Annotated in this window: 16 protein-coding genes; 8 read left to right on the top strand and 8 right to left on the bottom strand. The window is 52.2% G+C overall.

The genetic code is table 11. From position 1 onward, the window contains the following. Positions 1-114: 114 nt before the first annotated feature. Both F7C38_04355 and F7C38_04360 read right to left on the bottom strand, forming a co-directional pair. On the bottom strand, positions 115-477 hold the full coding sequence (locus tag F7C38_04355) for a hypothetical protein (protein MCE4600778.1): 363 nt from the start codon (positions 475-477) through the stop codon (positions 115-117). Beyond that, complete coding sequence (locus tag F7C38_04360) at positions 474-1022, bottom strand: hypothetical protein (GenBank protein ID MCE4600779.1); 549 nt, start codon at positions 1020-1022, stop codon at positions 474-476. Before F7C38_04360 ends, F7C38_04355 begins: the two co-directional genes overlap by 4 nt. A 248-nt stretch (positions 1023-1270) precedes the next feature. Here F7C38_04360 and sucC point away from each other — a divergent pair, with 248 nt between their 5' ends. Next, entirely contained in the window at positions 1271-2404 is a 1134-nt protein-coding gene (sucC, locus tag F7C38_04365) for an ADP-forming succinate--CoA ligase subunit beta (GenBank protein ID MCE4600780.1), read from the top strand. 19 nt (positions 2405-2423) lie between these two features. Then, a complete protein-coding gene (gene sucD / locus F7C38_04370) occupies positions 2424-3296 on the top strand; it encodes a succinate--CoA ligase subunit alpha (protein ID MCE4600781.1) in 873 nt (290 codons plus the stop codon). A gap of 18 nt (positions 3297-3314) precedes the next feature. Here the strand turns inward: sucD and F7C38_04375 are convergent, their stop codons facing one another. Both F7C38_04375 and F7C38_04380 read right to left on the bottom strand, forming a co-directional pair. Continuing rightward, entirely contained in the window at positions 3315-4946 is a 1632-nt protein-coding gene (locus F7C38_04375; GenBank protein ID MCE4600782.1) for a DEAD/DEAH box helicase, read from the bottom strand. After that, positions 4946-5371, bottom strand: coding sequence for a hypothetical protein (locus F7C38_04380; protein MCE4600783.1), 426 nt, complete (start codon positions 5369-5371; stop codon positions 4946-4948). Before F7C38_04380 ends, F7C38_04375 begins: the two co-directional genes overlap by 1 nt. Positions 5372-5577: 206 nt before the next feature. Between F7C38_04380 and F7C38_04385 the strand changes: the two genes are divergently transcribed. After that, positions 5578-6453 (top strand): Mrp/NBP35 family ATP-binding protein, encoded by an 876-nt coding sequence (locus F7C38_04385; GenBank protein ID MCE4600784.1) that lies wholly within the window; start codon positions 5578-5580, stop codon positions 6451-6453. A 32-nt stretch (positions 6454-6485) separates the two neighbouring features. Here the strand turns inward: F7C38_04385 and F7C38_04390 are convergent, their stop codons facing one another. From F7C38_04390 to F7C38_04405, 4 genes are read right to left on the bottom strand one after another with little or no spacing between them, the layout of a single operon-like run. Further along, complete coding sequence (locus tag F7C38_04390; protein ID MCE4600785.1) at positions 6486-6746, bottom strand: 50S ribosomal protein L23; 261 nt, start codon at positions 6744-6746, stop codon at positions 6486-6488. After that, entirely contained in the window at positions 6743-7558 is an 816-nt protein-coding gene (gene rpl4p / locus F7C38_04395; GenBank protein MCE4600786.1) for a 50S ribosomal protein L4, read from the bottom strand. The genes F7C38_04390 and rpl4p overlap by 4 nt, the downstream gene beginning before the upstream one ends. A gap of 11 nt (positions 7559-7569) precedes the next feature. Next, positions 7570-8601, bottom strand: a complete 1032-nt coding sequence (locus F7C38_04400; protein MCE4600787.1) for a 50S ribosomal protein L3 — start codon at positions 8599-8601, stop codon at positions 7570-7572. Positions 8602-8660: 59 nt separating this feature from the next. Next, positions 8661-9509: a hypothetical protein gene (locus F7C38_04405; protein MCE4600788.1), complete on the bottom strand. Its 849-nt coding sequence runs from the start codon at positions 9507-9509 to the stop codon at positions 8661-8663. A gap of 239 nt (positions 9510-9748) precedes the next feature. On the opposite strand from F7C38_04405, the gene prpB reads away from it, so the two are divergent. From prpB to F7C38_04430, 5 genes are read left to right on the top strand one after another with little or no spacing between them, the layout of a single operon-like run. Continuing rightward, positions 9749-10693, top strand: coding sequence for a methylisocitrate lyase (gene prpB / locus F7C38_04410; protein ID MCE4600789.1), 945 nt, complete (start codon positions 9749-9751; stop codon positions 10691-10693). A 59-nt stretch (positions 10694-10752) separates the two neighbouring features. Continuing rightward, entirely contained in the window at positions 10753-11001 is a 249-nt protein-coding gene (locus F7C38_04415; protein ID MCE4600790.1) for a hypothetical protein, read from the top strand. Positions 11002-11006: 5 nt separating this feature from the next. After that, positions 11007-12386: a hypothetical protein gene (locus tag F7C38_04420; protein ID MCE4600791.1), complete on the top strand. Its 1380-nt coding sequence runs from the start codon at positions 11007-11009 to the stop codon at positions 12384-12386. A gap of 13 nt (positions 12387-12399) precedes the next feature. Then, the gene (locus F7C38_04425; protein MCE4600792.1) at positions 12400-13902 is read left to right on the top strand and encodes a type IV secretory system conjugative DNA transfer family protein; all 1503 of its coding nucleotides are present in this window, start codon (positions 12400-12402) and stop codon (positions 13900-13902) included. A gap of 1 nt (position 13903) precedes the next feature. After that, a complete protein-coding gene (locus F7C38_04430) occupies positions 13904-14620 on the top strand; it encodes a 50S ribosomal protein L2 (protein MCE4600793.1) in 717 nt (238 codons plus the stop codon). Positions 14621-14624 lie beyond the last annotated feature (4 nt).

Here is a 14624-nt window from a genome sequence, read left to right on the forward strand (position 1 = left end):
GTAATCTATGCGGGTCGGGACTTAAAGGCTTCTTCACAGCCCCCCGGGACCGGGGGCGTTGGCGAGTACAGCCCTCCTCATCCCCGTCTTCGATGGAAGTACCCTTACAACCGTCTATTTATTATCCCTGCAACGCTCCCTACGCGAGCTTATGTAGCCGCTTGTAAGTATTTCTAGGAACTCGCGGGGATCCCTAGCACGCACCGAGAGCTCCCCGGGGTATTTGATAACCTCAAGAGCACCAATCTTAGCCAAATACTTGATTATATTCCTCGCAGTTTTACGCGTCATGCACAACTCCTTGGACACGTTATCTATAATCGTGCCCAGATTCGCCTCGCCGAGCTCCAAGACGAGGCGGTAAACAGCTAGTTCACGTCTACCGGGAAGCCCCATACCATACCCACCATGCAGTAGGGGCTCATGTAGTGGTCGGTGCTCCACATACATTATTTCGGTGTAGGGTAGCCTACTCATCGCCCCCTACAGGAGGCGTATAGCCTAGCAGTAAAATTAAGGAACTCTATTGAGGGACCCTCAACGATGTTTGTACAATACACGCCATCGCCTCTGGCTCCAATGACAGGCTGGCCATCCAACAGCACTAGAGGAATACACCCGGATAGGGACCCTCTTGTACGAAAAACGCCCTTGACCCCGTTCGCAGACAACGCTATGGGATCCCTAGCGTTATACGCTACAAGCCTCCCCGTAATCTCTCGCTCCTCGCCAATCCCCGACCGCTCTAGACCCGTACCAGCGAGTTCGTTGATAACACACCCATCGACCCATTCTGGACTGGTAATGACATAGCCCTTGAGCCCTGAACCGGGTGGAAGTATAACACTACCCACCGCAAGCGCCAGTCTAACACTCCGTAGAGTCCCACGTGCAGTAACTATGCTGGGATAGGTAACTAGTACTCCACCGGTCGATTCGACAGCGTCCAATACCCTGTCATAGCCTTCACCCTCTACGGCTGGCTTATCAAGGACGATCCATCCAGCATCCACACGAGGCATACAATCTCCTCCCTCTAGTAACCCCCGGTGTCTGGAGCCATTTAACCTTCCCCGGCGACAGAACTGGACGGAAGCCGATGAAGCGACGTGTAAGGGCCAAGCCCCCAGCTAGTAATGGGGGCTATGAGGAGTAACCAGGCTCACGAGGCACCTAAAAACGATCCTACAGCCGGCTAATACCTTGGGAATGGATTCAGCATTTAAATTGCAACGCGCTACGTAACATCACTGTGGAAGGGTGGATTGGCTTGAAGTTATTCGAGTATGAAGCCAAGGAGATACTTGCTAGAAAGGGGGTTAAGGTACCTAGAAGCGTCCTGGTCACGCCCTCGGATGACCCAATAGCCAAGATGAAGGAGGCAGGCCTGACGCCACCAGTCGTGGTCAAGGCGCAGGTCCTAGTAGCCGGGAGGGGTAAAGCAGGAGGCATAAAGATGGCGAAGACCGAGGAAGAGGTCAGACAGGTAGTCCAGGAACTATTTAACAAGCCCATCAAAGGATTAGTGCCGAGGCTACTCCTAATAGAGGAGGCTATCCCCCACGAGGTAGAGCTCTATGCAGCGATAGTTCTCGACAGGAGTGCCAGGAAGCCGGTCGTCCTAGCAAGCAAGTACGGTGGAATGGACATAGAGGAGATCTCCAGGGAGAAACCAGAGAGCATAGTCCGGCAGCACATAGACCCCTTCATCGGGATGAAAGGATACCAGGCCAGACTCATAGGGAAGAAGATAGGGCTGTCCGGGAAAGCGTTATCTAGCTTCTCACGCTTCCTAACGGCGCTGTACAACGTGTTCGTGGAATATGACTCTGAACTAGCAGAGTCGAACCCACTAGCACTCGTGGGAGACGAGGTGATACCCCTAGACGCCAGGATGATAGTCGACGACAACGCCCTCTACAGGCACCAAGAGCTTGTAAAGGAGATAGAGCTGACAGGCGAGTATACGGAGTGGGAGATCAAAGCGCGGAAGGCAGGGCTAGCTTTCGTCGAGCTCGACGGAGAGGTGGGGATAATCGGTAACGGGGCAGGCTTAACCATGACCACAATGGACCTCGTATACGAGTTCGGCGGCAAACCAGCTAACTTCCTAGACATAGGCGGCGGTGCCAGTGCCGACCTAGTCAAGAAGGCGGTCTCATTCCTCATAGAGTATCCCAAGGCCAAGAAGATATTCATAAACATATTCGGGGGAATAACCAGGGGAGACGAAGTAGCTAAGGGAATAGTCAAGGCCATGGAGGAGCTAGGCCAGATACCGAAGCCCATAGTAATAAGGCTGGCTGGAACGCGGGCCGAGGAGGGCAAGGAGATACTGCAGAAAGCGGGGATAGAAGCCTTCACAGATCCTATTGAAGCAGTAAAAAGGGTGATAGAGTTATAGGAGAGAGGGGTGGCGTGAAATGGCCGTCCTATTAGACGAGAACTCGAAGGTAATAGTCCAAGGCATAACGGGCAGAGAGGGCTCGTTCCATACCAAGCTCATGCTAGACTACGGGACGAAGATAGTGGCTGGAGTAACCCCAGGCAAGGGAGGCCAAGAAGTGCATGGAGTGCCAGTGTATGATACGATGAAGGAGGCGGTAGAGGCTCATCCAGACGCCAATACCTCGATAATATTCGTCCCGGCGAGATTCGCGCCCGACGCGGTGTACGAGGCTGTGGACGCTGGGATGAAGCTGGTCGTAGTAATCACCGAGCACATACCGGTCCACGAAACCCTAAAGTTCGTCAACTATGCAAAGCAAAAAGGGACGGTAGTCATAGGACCCAACTGCCCAGGCATAATATCCCCCGGCAAGTCAAAGGTAGGAATAATGCCGGGTGCAACGTTTAAGCCAGGTCCCGTAGGCATAGTTTCAAGAAGCGGTACATTAACCTATGAGATAGGCTATGCCCTGTCAAAGGAGGGTATAGGACAGAGTACCGTCATCGGCATCGGAGGAGACCCAATCATAGGATTATCCTTTACAGAGGCAATGGAGTATTTCGAGAAGGATCCAGAGACGAAGGCACTAGTACTAGTGGGAGAGATCGGAGGCGACATGGAGGAGAGAGCCGCTAAGATGATAGCTGAAGGCAGGTTCACGAAGCCAGTAGTTGCCTTCATAGCAGGCAGAACGGCCCCACCCGGGAAACGAATGGGCCACGCGGGCGCGATAATAATGATGGGGACCGGCACCTACGAAGGCAAAGTCAAAGCCCTGGAAGAGGTCGGGGTGAAAGTAGCTAGAACCCCGTTCGAGATACCAAGCCTGATAAAAGAATACCTCTAAACCAGAGGCCCCACACATCTATAACCTAGACATCCTCCTCTTCCTAGCTTGATACTCTTCACTAGTCCCCGCGGCTATGACCTCGTAGAGCACCGCGGTATTCTTACCGGGCTTGGGCCTCAATAACCGGCCCAGCCTCTGTATGAACTGCCTATGCGAACCAGTGCCAGAAAGGAGAATTCCCACGTTAGCGTCCGGTATATCGAGGCCCTCGTCGCCGACTGTAGTCACTACCAACACACCGGTTCTGCTACGCTTGAAGGTATCCAGTATACGGGCTCTACGGGTCTTGTCGAGGCCGCCGTGTAAGAGTAAGCCATTGACTCTTCTAGCTATCTCCTCGGCCTGGGATTTAAGCTGTGTAAAGACTATGATCTTAGACCCTTTTGCGAGTTCACTGTTTATTATTTTCTCGGCCTCCCTCAGCTTTGCCTCGCTATGCTGTACTAGTTTCACCATCTCCTTGTGGACGCGCAAGGCCTCTATAGCACTCTTGTCTCCCTTCTTGGCAGCCTCAAGTAGCTCCTGGAAAGTCCTACCCCGAGATAGGGCCTGGTACTTTCTCCTAAGCTCCTCATACCTCTTCCTTTCGTTGTCAAGCAACTTCACCTTCCTAGTCCTAATTACATACGTAGCCAGGTATCCCTGCCTGGTGAGCTCGCCGGGGGTTAGCGAGAAGATTACACCACCTATCAACGGGAAGATCTCTTCGTGCTTCCCATCCTCCCGCTCAACGGTAGCAGACAAGCCAAGCCTGTAGGGAGCTGCAAGCCCAATCGATATAGCCTTAAACTTATCAGCCGGCAGATGGTGTGCCTCGTCATAGACCACAAAAGCATAGTTTCTTGAGAATACTTTAAGGTGGCGATGCGTGGTCTGGTAGGTAGTTACCGTGATAGGGGCTAGCCGCTTCTCATCGCTGTAATAGGCTCCAACCATGGCTCCAGCGTTAGTGAAGTGCCTGATGGCTTCAATCCACTGCTTCACCTGTTCTTTAGTATAGACTACGACCAACGTCCTGACTCCCAGCTCCGCGATCCCAGCGATGGCGATGACAGTTTTACCGGCTCCCGTGGGTAGAGCAATTATCCCTGTATACCCGTTTGACCGCCACTTCTCAAGCGCCTCTTCCTGGTAGGGCCTTAGTTTGCCCTTGAATTCTATGGGCCGCGGAAGCCGTGCTCTAGAGTCTAGTAAGCCGATTTCATCGTTAACGGGTAACCCTCTTCGCTGTAACGCCTCGATAATCCTCCTATACATGTATGGGGGAGCCTTGTAGGCGTGTTCGCTCCTATCATAGGGAAGCCTTATACCGTGTTCGCTTAGAATATCCTTAAGGTATACCTTGGATTTAACCCGTATCCAGCCGTCATCCCCGAAGTACACGTCGACTCGGGTCGCCTCTGCTATGAGTTGTTTCAACGCCTCTCTATCCTCTTCATTGACACCATCAATACTGCTGATAATAGCTAGGATATCGTCCAATCCAAGCCCACTCCTATTTATACGGTCGGGGTCAAGCTCGAAAACCGAATAGTTATCGAAGCGCCCCAGATACCTTGCTATTCTTGTGAGCTGGTAGAAGTCCTCTTTCGGAAGCCACTTAGCCACCCTAATGCGGATCCGCGGCAGCACAATGGTGTTCTTCATCAGGCTACCTCCACCACAGGTCTATACCCTAGTACTCCTAGTTTGCCGGTGATACCTATTTTTTCTAGAAGCCTCGCAGCTCTGGCGACTGGGTTGAAGCTAGCTACCAGTACAACACAGTTCGAACCGCCGATCCTCTCCAAGCTAATCCTAACTACCTCAGCCTCATCCGCGAATGGTATGAGGCGTTCAGCTCCTTCACCGCAGCTCCTTATATGAAGCTCCTCTACATACACACAGTCGGCTCCCAGGGTTCCTCTAGCATAGACTTCCAAGCCAGGACTGTCATACAAGAGAATGTCAACCCTGAGGTATTCCCTGTATTGGAGAATCGACCATACCTCATAGGCGCTCTCTGGGTTAACAAAGGGGAGATCCTCCAGGCAGAGGCCGGCTCCCGGCGTGGGTCCCTGATCATCACCCATGGGGCTCACCTCTTAAAACCATCTTCATCGCCGGACCCCTCAAGGGTCATGGTGGAGTCCAGGACTAATTAGAAGGTCGGTGAGGTCACCACTCGGCATCGCCCAACTACTAGGGCTTCAGACTCGGCAAACTCCTCATCCCGCTACTACAAGCCTATACCTGGTAGTTAAAAGCCTCTCCTGCAAAATAGACCGTGGTGTGCTAGATGTCGTCCATGAGAATCAACAGGGGGGAATACAAGGCTGTTGCACAGAGGATGAAGGCACTACAGGAGCAACAGAAGAAGATAGTGGAGAGGATGAAGAGGATCAAGTACAAGATCGCTATCATGAGCAACAAGGGTGGTGTCGGAAAGAGCTTTGTGACCGCGAGCCTAGCCGCGGCTCTTGCGGTCTCTGGTAAGAGGGTCGGCGTGCTAGATGCCGATGTCCACGGACCAAGCATCCACAAGTTACTGGGCCTTCCAACGGGACTCGGGATGCCTGCAAGAGCTGACGGAACTATAATGCCGGTCGAGGTCCCTCCGGGCATAAAGGTTGCTAGCCTCGGCCTGCTGCTCCCAGAGGACGAGACTCCACTAATATGGAGGGGGCCTATCAAGACGAGCGCACTAAGAGAGCTACTAGCATATACTGAATGGGGGGACCTTGATTACCTCCTAATAGATCTGCCTCCGGGTACTGGCGACGAGCAACTTACTATAGCCCAGTTGATACCGAAGCTCACTGGATTCATACTGGTAACTATACCGAGCGACCTATCCAAGGCTATAGTGTTAAAGGGTCTATCATTCGCTAGGAGGCTCAACGTGCCGGTTATAGGGATTATCGAGAACATGTCTTACTTCAGGTGTCCCGGTGGCACAATACACTATATATTCGGGAAGGGCGCAGCCGAGGAGATAGCCAGGAAGTACGGTATCGAGTTTCTAGGATCTATACCAATAGACCCTAGGATTAGGGAAGCGAACGATAAAGGTAAGATCTTCTTCATAGAGTACCCCGACTCGGAGGCGAGCAAGGCCTTTGTAAAAATAGCGGAGAAGGTTATGGGTAGAGTCGAGGGATTAAAACAAGAGTAGTTTATTTATAAATAATTATATTATGTTTGGATTTAGACTAGGCCGAGCTTCGACGCTAGTTCAGATGCGCTATATTCTCTAGCCAACTTGACATACGCTTTCTTCTCTCCCTTCGATGTGACCAGGGTCCTGACCTTCTCCACCTTGACACCGTATAACTGCTCTACAGCCCTCTTTATATCGGGCTTGCTAGCCTCCATCCGGACGATCAGGGTTAGCGTGTTCTCATCTTCGAGAAGCCTCGAAGCCTTCTCGCTCATATGAATCCTAATGATAACCTCCTCCGGCCTCATGGAGCAATCACCCTGAACCTAGCCTTTAACTGGTCAAGAGCACCCCTGGTAATCACAGTTAACCGGCCCGGCTCGCCACCTGGAGCCAAGTGTATCACGCCTACATTCCACGGCTCCGCAACGCTGACTCCAGGCAAGCCCTTGACTGACAGGGCAAAGGGGGACCTATGGTTTTCCACGATAAAGAGTATGCTGACCGGCTGTTTGTATCTCCTGCCACGCATCTTCCCCTTGCCGGCCCTCCATCTCTTACCAGATCTAGCTCTTAGCACATCATCATACACGCCGATCTTCTCCAGCAACTCCTTGGCTTGGGACACTTTAGATACGGCATCGAGTACGCCGCTATCGAGAATTACTGGAAGTGACTCAACGCTGAATCTGTGGCCTCGCCCTCTAACTAGGTCGACTATGGAAGTCGCGGCCAGAGCACTCATAGTCGCAATCCTCTTCTCGACGCGGTTTATTTCTTCATGAATCCTCTTCTCAACACGCGGTGGGTGCGCTAGCCTCCCACCCCTAGTCATGTTCACCAAGGCGGCCCTCATACTACCCCTGATTCTAGGTACCCTTGAAACCCCGTGGTGGGCTCCGAGGCTCCTGGCACTGGTTCTCTTACCGGCCATAGGATCTCTTCCCTTGGGCTGCAATTTTGCCGTGAACTCGCTGTAGTACGCCCTTCTTATCAAATCCTTCCTAACGGGTACTCTAAACACGTCGGGGAGGGTGATCTCCTCCAGGACACTACCATTTACGTCATAAACGGGAGCCGATACGGGTTCCCTGAGATACAAGAACAAAGACGAATACATGCTGCCTCACCTCAGTTACCCTGCTTCGAAGCCAGACTCACATAGACGATCTGAGGAGCCTTGACACCCATCTTCAAGTACCAGGTCGGCGGCCTGACGGGCCAGCGAAGCACCAGCGGTCTCTTCGGCGTGCCTGGTAGGCTACCAGCGATAATGGCATAGGGACCCTTAACCACGCCATAGTGTAGGAACCCCCCGGCCGGCGTTATCTCAAAACCGTTTTCACCATACGCTAGTATCCTCTTGTTATACTCGGTTCTTCTGTGGTAGCCCATTTGCCCAGCAGCTGGAATTTCCCACCATGTGCCCCTGCCGTGGCTTCTGGCTCCAGTCCGCCTGCTTCCTTTTCTATGTTTGTGCCATCTGGGTAGCTCCTTCACGCCCCACCTCTTAACCGGTCCCTGGAACCCCTTGCCCTTCGTCACACCAATTACATCCACTAACTGGCCCACACTGAATACGTCAGGGAACTTCAACTCTCCTCCAAGCTTCTTCGTTGCATACGAGAACAATGCGTTAATATCAGTGGTGCCGCCGAGTTTGACTTCGAGCAGGTCCGGCTTCTTCTTGCTAAGCCCGCCGGTTAGTTTCGGTTGAGTCGCGATTATGATCCGGAGCTCTCTTATACTGTCTAGTTTTGATTCGAGTTTTTTCAAGTTCTCTTCCTTAAACCCGCCAAGAGTCGGTATCTTCCTCCAGAGTTCTAACTGGCTGGGCGGCTCTGCCCATACCTCGCCTGTAGAATACATTCCGCGGTTAGGGTCGTACGCGTAGCCTCGGATAGCTAGTACGTAGACCGGTGGTACCTCGACTACAGTAGCGGGCACAAAGATCTCTTGTCCAAAGGTTGGGCTCCCGGCTCTATCGTCTATCATGTAGAGATGCGTCATGCCAGCTTTGTAGCCGAGGAAGGCTAGTGGTTGGGGCTCCCCGGTTTCTATATCGGGCCATGTCTTGATGCGTGGAACTAGTCTAGAGGCTCTCTTTCTAGGCGAGTAGCCTAGGCTGCCTCTCCTTGGAGCACTGTGCTTTCTTGCTCCCAATGCTAACACCCTTCAGCCTGAACAGTATCCTCTTCCAGACCCCCTCTAGCCAAGTCCCCCTACGGGTTATAAAGCCTCTGTGATTCGAGTGTGCTGTTTAGTATGGCTAGCGTCGCGTGTATTGCCTCCTCGGTTCTCACCGTCTTAGTTCCCTGCATTGGTATTGTGTTCAAGACGAGATCGTAAAGGTCTGGAGAGGCCTCGTCCACAACGCTCCCCGTGGGACCACCGAATACGACTAGAAAGCCTTTGCTATCCTCATATTCCTGAATTGCCTCTCGACTATAGCATTCACCTTTCTTGCTCGTACCTATGATGGTATAGCCATGGTCTCTGTAGCGGTCCAGGACACGTGGCAGGTCCGGGTTAGCTTCAACGCGGAATCCGGTGTAAAAGTCCGGGTCTGTCACACGCTCCAATAGTAATTTATCTTCATCTATTATTCTAACTAAAATTCTTTTACCGGGTTTGGAGTTCCCTCTTAAGAGACCGTAACCATAGCTTCCGAGAAATACCCTACAGACGCCGCTTGTACACTCCTCCACTAAACCCTCCATAACCAAGTTCCTAGCGGGCCTACGCGGTATGTCATGAAGTGGAATTCTCAGCGGGGGTAGTAGACCTGCTGCCCGCAACTCGGGTAGGAGTGGGAAGAGCCTCTTCCTAAGGTAGGGTGGGGTCGAAATGTACTCTAACAGGAGCCTCAATAGTTTATAGTCTTTTTTACTAGAGAATTTATCTTTGTATATGATAACCTTGTCAACCCTATATAGGGCGGCTGCTCTAGCTATGACCCCAGCCTTCAGGGTTTTCAACTGTAAAGTCTCCTCAGTAGAGAGAACACTCGCCGCTACGGCTATGGCGATCGTATGCCTCCTCTTCCACGGGGGCCACCGAGAGCAAGGCAAACCCTAGACCTCAACCAGCCCTCCAGGTAAAGAATGAGGGACATGCTGCCAGCCCTACTTCTTTTTCTTCTTATATCCACTTTTCGTTTTTACCTCTTCCTCTTCTTTCTTCTTCCCTTTCTCCATGAAGAGCGTAGTCCTCTGCCTCCCACCCATATAGCCTCACCACCTATGATGTGTCTCCCCGGGACGGGGTTATATACAGTAGCAGTTCTCTATACTCAATGAGGGTGTTGGAAGTGGCATTCTTATACTCGTCTCCGATAGAAGACCCCGGAAGCGTGCTCCGTAGGTTAATGAGAGAGAGGGATATAATAGTAGCACCCGGTGTATTCAATCCAGCAGTAGCGTTACTCGTCGAGAGAATGGGTTTCGAAGCAGCATATCTCTCCGGTGCTGCACTAACTGGTAGCTTGGCAATGCCAGACCTGGGGCTGATCACCTTAACCGAGCTGGCCACATTTACTTCCTACATAACACGAGTAGTATCCATACCGATAATCGTAGACGCGGATACCGGTTTCGGAGAGGCCATTAATGTTCAACGAACTGTTAGAGAGCTGGAAGCTGTTGGTGCAGCCGCGATTCAAATCGAAGACCAGGTCCTACCGAAGAAGTGCGGACACCTGACGGGCAAGAAGCTGATTCCAGCAGAGGATATGGTTAAGAAGATAGTAGCCGCCGTAGAAGCCAGGAAGAAGGAGACGGTGATTATAGCTAGAACCGACGCCAGGGGCGTAGAGGGGTTAGAAGCGGCTATCGATAGAGCGAAACTCTACGTTGAGGCTGGAGCAGACGTTATATTCCCAGAGGCCCTAAAAAGCCTCGAAGAATTTAAGGAGTTCTCAAGAGCCCTACCCAACACGCCGCTACTGGCAAACATGACTGAGTTCGGCAAGACACCCTACCTAACAGTTGACCAGTTCAAAGAGGCCGGCTTTAAAATAGTCATATTCCCGGTAACAACCTTCAGATACGCTATGGGTGCTATAAGGGAGGCGTTGGAAGTATTAAGAAATAGTGGCACACAGAAACCCCTCCTAGAGAGGATGATGACCAGATGGGAGTTCTACGAGCTCATAGGCTATAAGGTCTATGAAGACAAGGATAGACAGATAGCTGAGAAAGCCGGGGAAATCGTCTCGAAACATAAGGGTTTCACAGACGGTGGAATAGCCGATTAGATCCGTTAACCACTCCCTCTCCTCTTCATATGGCCTTTTTCTACCAATAAGGGGAGTAAATGGCGGTCCAAGACCTGCTAAACCTGATCCAAAATACCACCCAGCAGATTTCGATACTGGCGTGGGCGGTCTTCCTCTTAACCTGGAGCATTGGTTGGACTCTACGAGGCGCGCCAATACCCCTCGGTAGGCTAAAAAGGACGGGATCCAGCTTCATAGAGGACTCTGTCTGGGCGGCTCTCTGGCTCGCGCTCGGGTCGACGATATTCAGTCTGATAACATACTTGATACAAGTCATAACGAGTTGATGGAGATGGAGGTAGACTACCTGAGAGTCGCATATGAGCTCTCGATACTCTCATTCTACATCGGAGTCTTGATATACGCGCTTCCGATACCGTGGCCGCCATTGAAGCGTTGGGCCCCAAGATTAATGATGGACGGGTTTTTCACAGCAGCTCTCGCAGCGCTATTCTACGGGTTGCTTTCAACAAGCGACTATATAGCCCGCGTGCTGGGTGGATCCTGGGAGTTGTTTCAGGGATGGCTCTCCACTGCTATAAGTACTTTAATATCGCTCAAGGGATTTGTCTTTGTTATAACGATGATCACTTCTCAATTCCCATTCGCCGGTGCAATCGGATCGGCTCTAAGGCCGGTGGATAGAGTAGCCGATATAGGCTTCATAACCATAGCATGGATATCGGCCTTGATGATAATAGTGAGTAACTTCGGCAAAGCCCTCGCAGCTATCGGAATAGCGTTGTCGGCGGTTCCCTTCAGAATATCGCGAAGTGCTGGTGCATGGCTCCTATCCTTTGTCCTGGTCTTCAATGCCGGTCTGCAGGTACTCCCGTCCTTCCTCGCTACACTAGCCGAACAACCTGGGAGGCCGGATCCGTCGGAGCTAGAAGCGAACGGCCTCGCGATAGCGAAGCTACATGTCATCGACTACACCAACAGGAGTGTCGGGGGAGGAATCCTCTACATGTATAATAGTGCTGGGGACGAGTGGGCTAAGTATATAGTCTCTAATGGATTAGCTTGGGACGACGACTTCGGTAGCACGGTTCCCGTGCCAAGCAGAACCGAGGTATATCTCGCGCTGGAAATCGATAACGTGCGCTTTAATCTAAAACCCTACCCGCTCCACCCCTCTGATTACCAAGGTAATGGGACCCTATGGGAGGCGGTAGTTTCCAACAAGTACCTTGTATGGGTCGGGAACTACACTATAATATACACTACAGGCGAGCCTCAAAGCTTCACCAGAGATGGCGACAACGTGTCTCTTACAGTGTATCTTAACAGCGGTGAATACATAGCATTTAGGACCCCCTCAGAGTGTAGCGTGTCAGTCAACCACTCCGACGGCCTAGAAAGCACTAGCTCCACCTGGGAATGGATGGATATGACGGGGACGTTAGTAAAGTATACACCCAAGCATCCAGGCGAATACACGCTAAGTCTAACCATAGACACCTGCAATAGGGTCTCGCCGGACTTTGGAGACACGGAGAACTATCTGGAGAAGGTCGGGAAGCTCGGAACATACATGGACATAGACTTCATTTCATCCATCCTACTCTACTACACCACGATACCTCTACTCTACACCTTTGTTTTGTTCACGATAACAACGGGCCTAGCCAGGATACTCGGGGGACGGGAAAGGCTCTTCATTAAGGTTTAGTGGGTGGACACTCATGTGGTTTGAGGTTCTAATAGGAGGGATGGCAGTAGCATCACTCACATTAATAATCAAGAATACGAGGGCGACTAGAGACTTCGGAGTGAGTCTAAGTAGGGCGTCAATAGCGGATAGAAGGGGTGGTACCGAGGCGATAGTATTCGAGGGGAAGACCTACGAGCCAATCATATACTATTCCGAGGACCCGATACGCGATGAAACCGGCAGGCTGGGTGAGAGACTGGCCAACCTGGCTCGGAGTGTAAGGATAAACGTTACATACATGACAAGCCTGTTCAGAGTGGATAAGGGCAGGCTACTCTCGTACCTGGAAGACCAGATAAACAAGGCTCAATTCGGATACCAGGCTACCGGCCACGTCAGATACGCTGAGAGACTACGCTTCCTCAAGAAACTATACAATGAGGTGGCTAGAACCCATACACCCTATACCCACAGGGTCCTCCTCGTGGTATGGAGCGAGAAGGGCGATACTGAGGCGCGTGCAAAAGCCGAAGCCTTCAAGTCGATGGTCGAGGCCGAAGCCGGGATTAGACTTGAGAGGGCCAAAGAGCCTCTATTGAAGGCTCTCCTACCCTCCACCAGCGAGGGACTGGGGACCATGCCGCCGTCTATCTTCGCTAGCATTTATGACTCTCCCGGCGTCGTCCTCGGGAGAGACTCCGACGGCAGGCTAGTGGTCTTGGACTGGCCGAGGGATTTCGAGACGCACATAGGCGTCTTCGGCCCCACGGGTAGGGGTAAGACGGTACTGCTAAACGGTATAGCGTCACAGCTGGCTAGCAGGAGCGAATCAAGGCTAGACCCCTATATGGTAGCCGTAATAGACCCGAAGGGCGACCTAGTAGCGATGCTCTCAGCACAGGCAACGGCTGTAGAAGTCTTAGAGCCCGGAGACTGTATACAAATACCAAGGATGGAGGGTTTAGCCGAGATATTATTGGAGTCTGTTTTCGAGAGCTATTCCTCCAAGAGCGTTAATGCGTGTGAGGGAAGCCTGCTCAGGCGAGGCTTAGTGGTCTTCGACCTGTCGAGCCTTGCTAACGAGGATAGAGATGTGGCGGCGTCGCTTATATTGTCGAGCCTCGTGTTAGAGGCTAGCGAGGGGGATCTCCCCGGCAGGGTCGTGGTAATAATAGATGAGGCGTGGAGGCTGGCTATGAGTGGAGCCAAGCACCTGGTATGGGCTCTTAGAGAGGGTCGAAGTAGGAGACTCCACGTAGTATATGCGACGCAGTCGCCCGAGGATCTACCAGATTCTGTGCTAAACAACACGGGGACCCTTATAGTGTTCGGCGGGTATACGAGGAGCTATACAGAGGCGGCCCGGAGACTCGGGCTTGACGATGCTAGACGCCTGCTGGAGATGCCGATCGGGACAGCTATGGTGAAAGTCAAAGACCTGCCGCCAACGGAGACTCGTGTATTCGGATTCCACGAATACGTTAAAAAGGTGGAAGAGCAGAGTATCCCTGGATCGGACAGGGGAGTGAGCTAAATTGGGTAAACGGCTCAGGCAGCAAAGAGCAGGCAGGGGGACGCCGACATACCGCAGCCCAGGCCATATACACCCCGGGCCCGCCAAGTATCCGCCCCTTGCAGACTCTACCGTTAAGGGCAAGATCGTCGAGCTACTCCACGACCCAGGTCGCTATGTCCCGCTGGCAAGGATCGTGACGGAAGACGGCAAGGAGTTTCTAACACCAGCTGCCGAAGGCGTATACGTGGGGAAGATCGTAGAGATAGGCCCTGATGCCAAGCCCGATCCAGGCAACATAATGCCTATAGGCAATGTACCCGAAGGAACCATGGTATTCAATGTAGAGATAGTCCCGGGCGACGGGGGCAAACTAGCCCGGCAGGCAGGAAGCTATGCCCTAATACTAGGCAGGGCTGGGAGCAAGACTAGGATACGCCTGCCCAGCGGCAAGGAGAAAGAGGTGCCAAATAAGGCCAGGGTAACAATAGGGATTCCGGCTGGAGCTGGAAGAGTAGAGAAACCGATTATGAAAGCCGGACTCGCATACCACAAGTGGAAGGTAAAGGCTAGGAAATGGCCTAGAGTAAGAGGTGTCGCCATGAACGCCGTAAACCACCCATTCGGAGGCGGAAGCCACCAGAGGAAGAGCCACCCGTCAACCGTAGCCAGGGAGACGCCGCCAGGCCGGAAGGTAGGTCATATAGCGGCTAGGAGAACCGGTAGGAGAAAGAGATAGAGCC

Source organism: Candidatus Thermodiscus eudorianus (assembly GCA_015521085.1).
GTDB classification, from domain to species: domain Archaea; phylum Thermoproteota; class Thermoprotei_A; order Sulfolobales; family Acidilobaceae; genus Thermodiscus; species Thermodiscus eudorianus.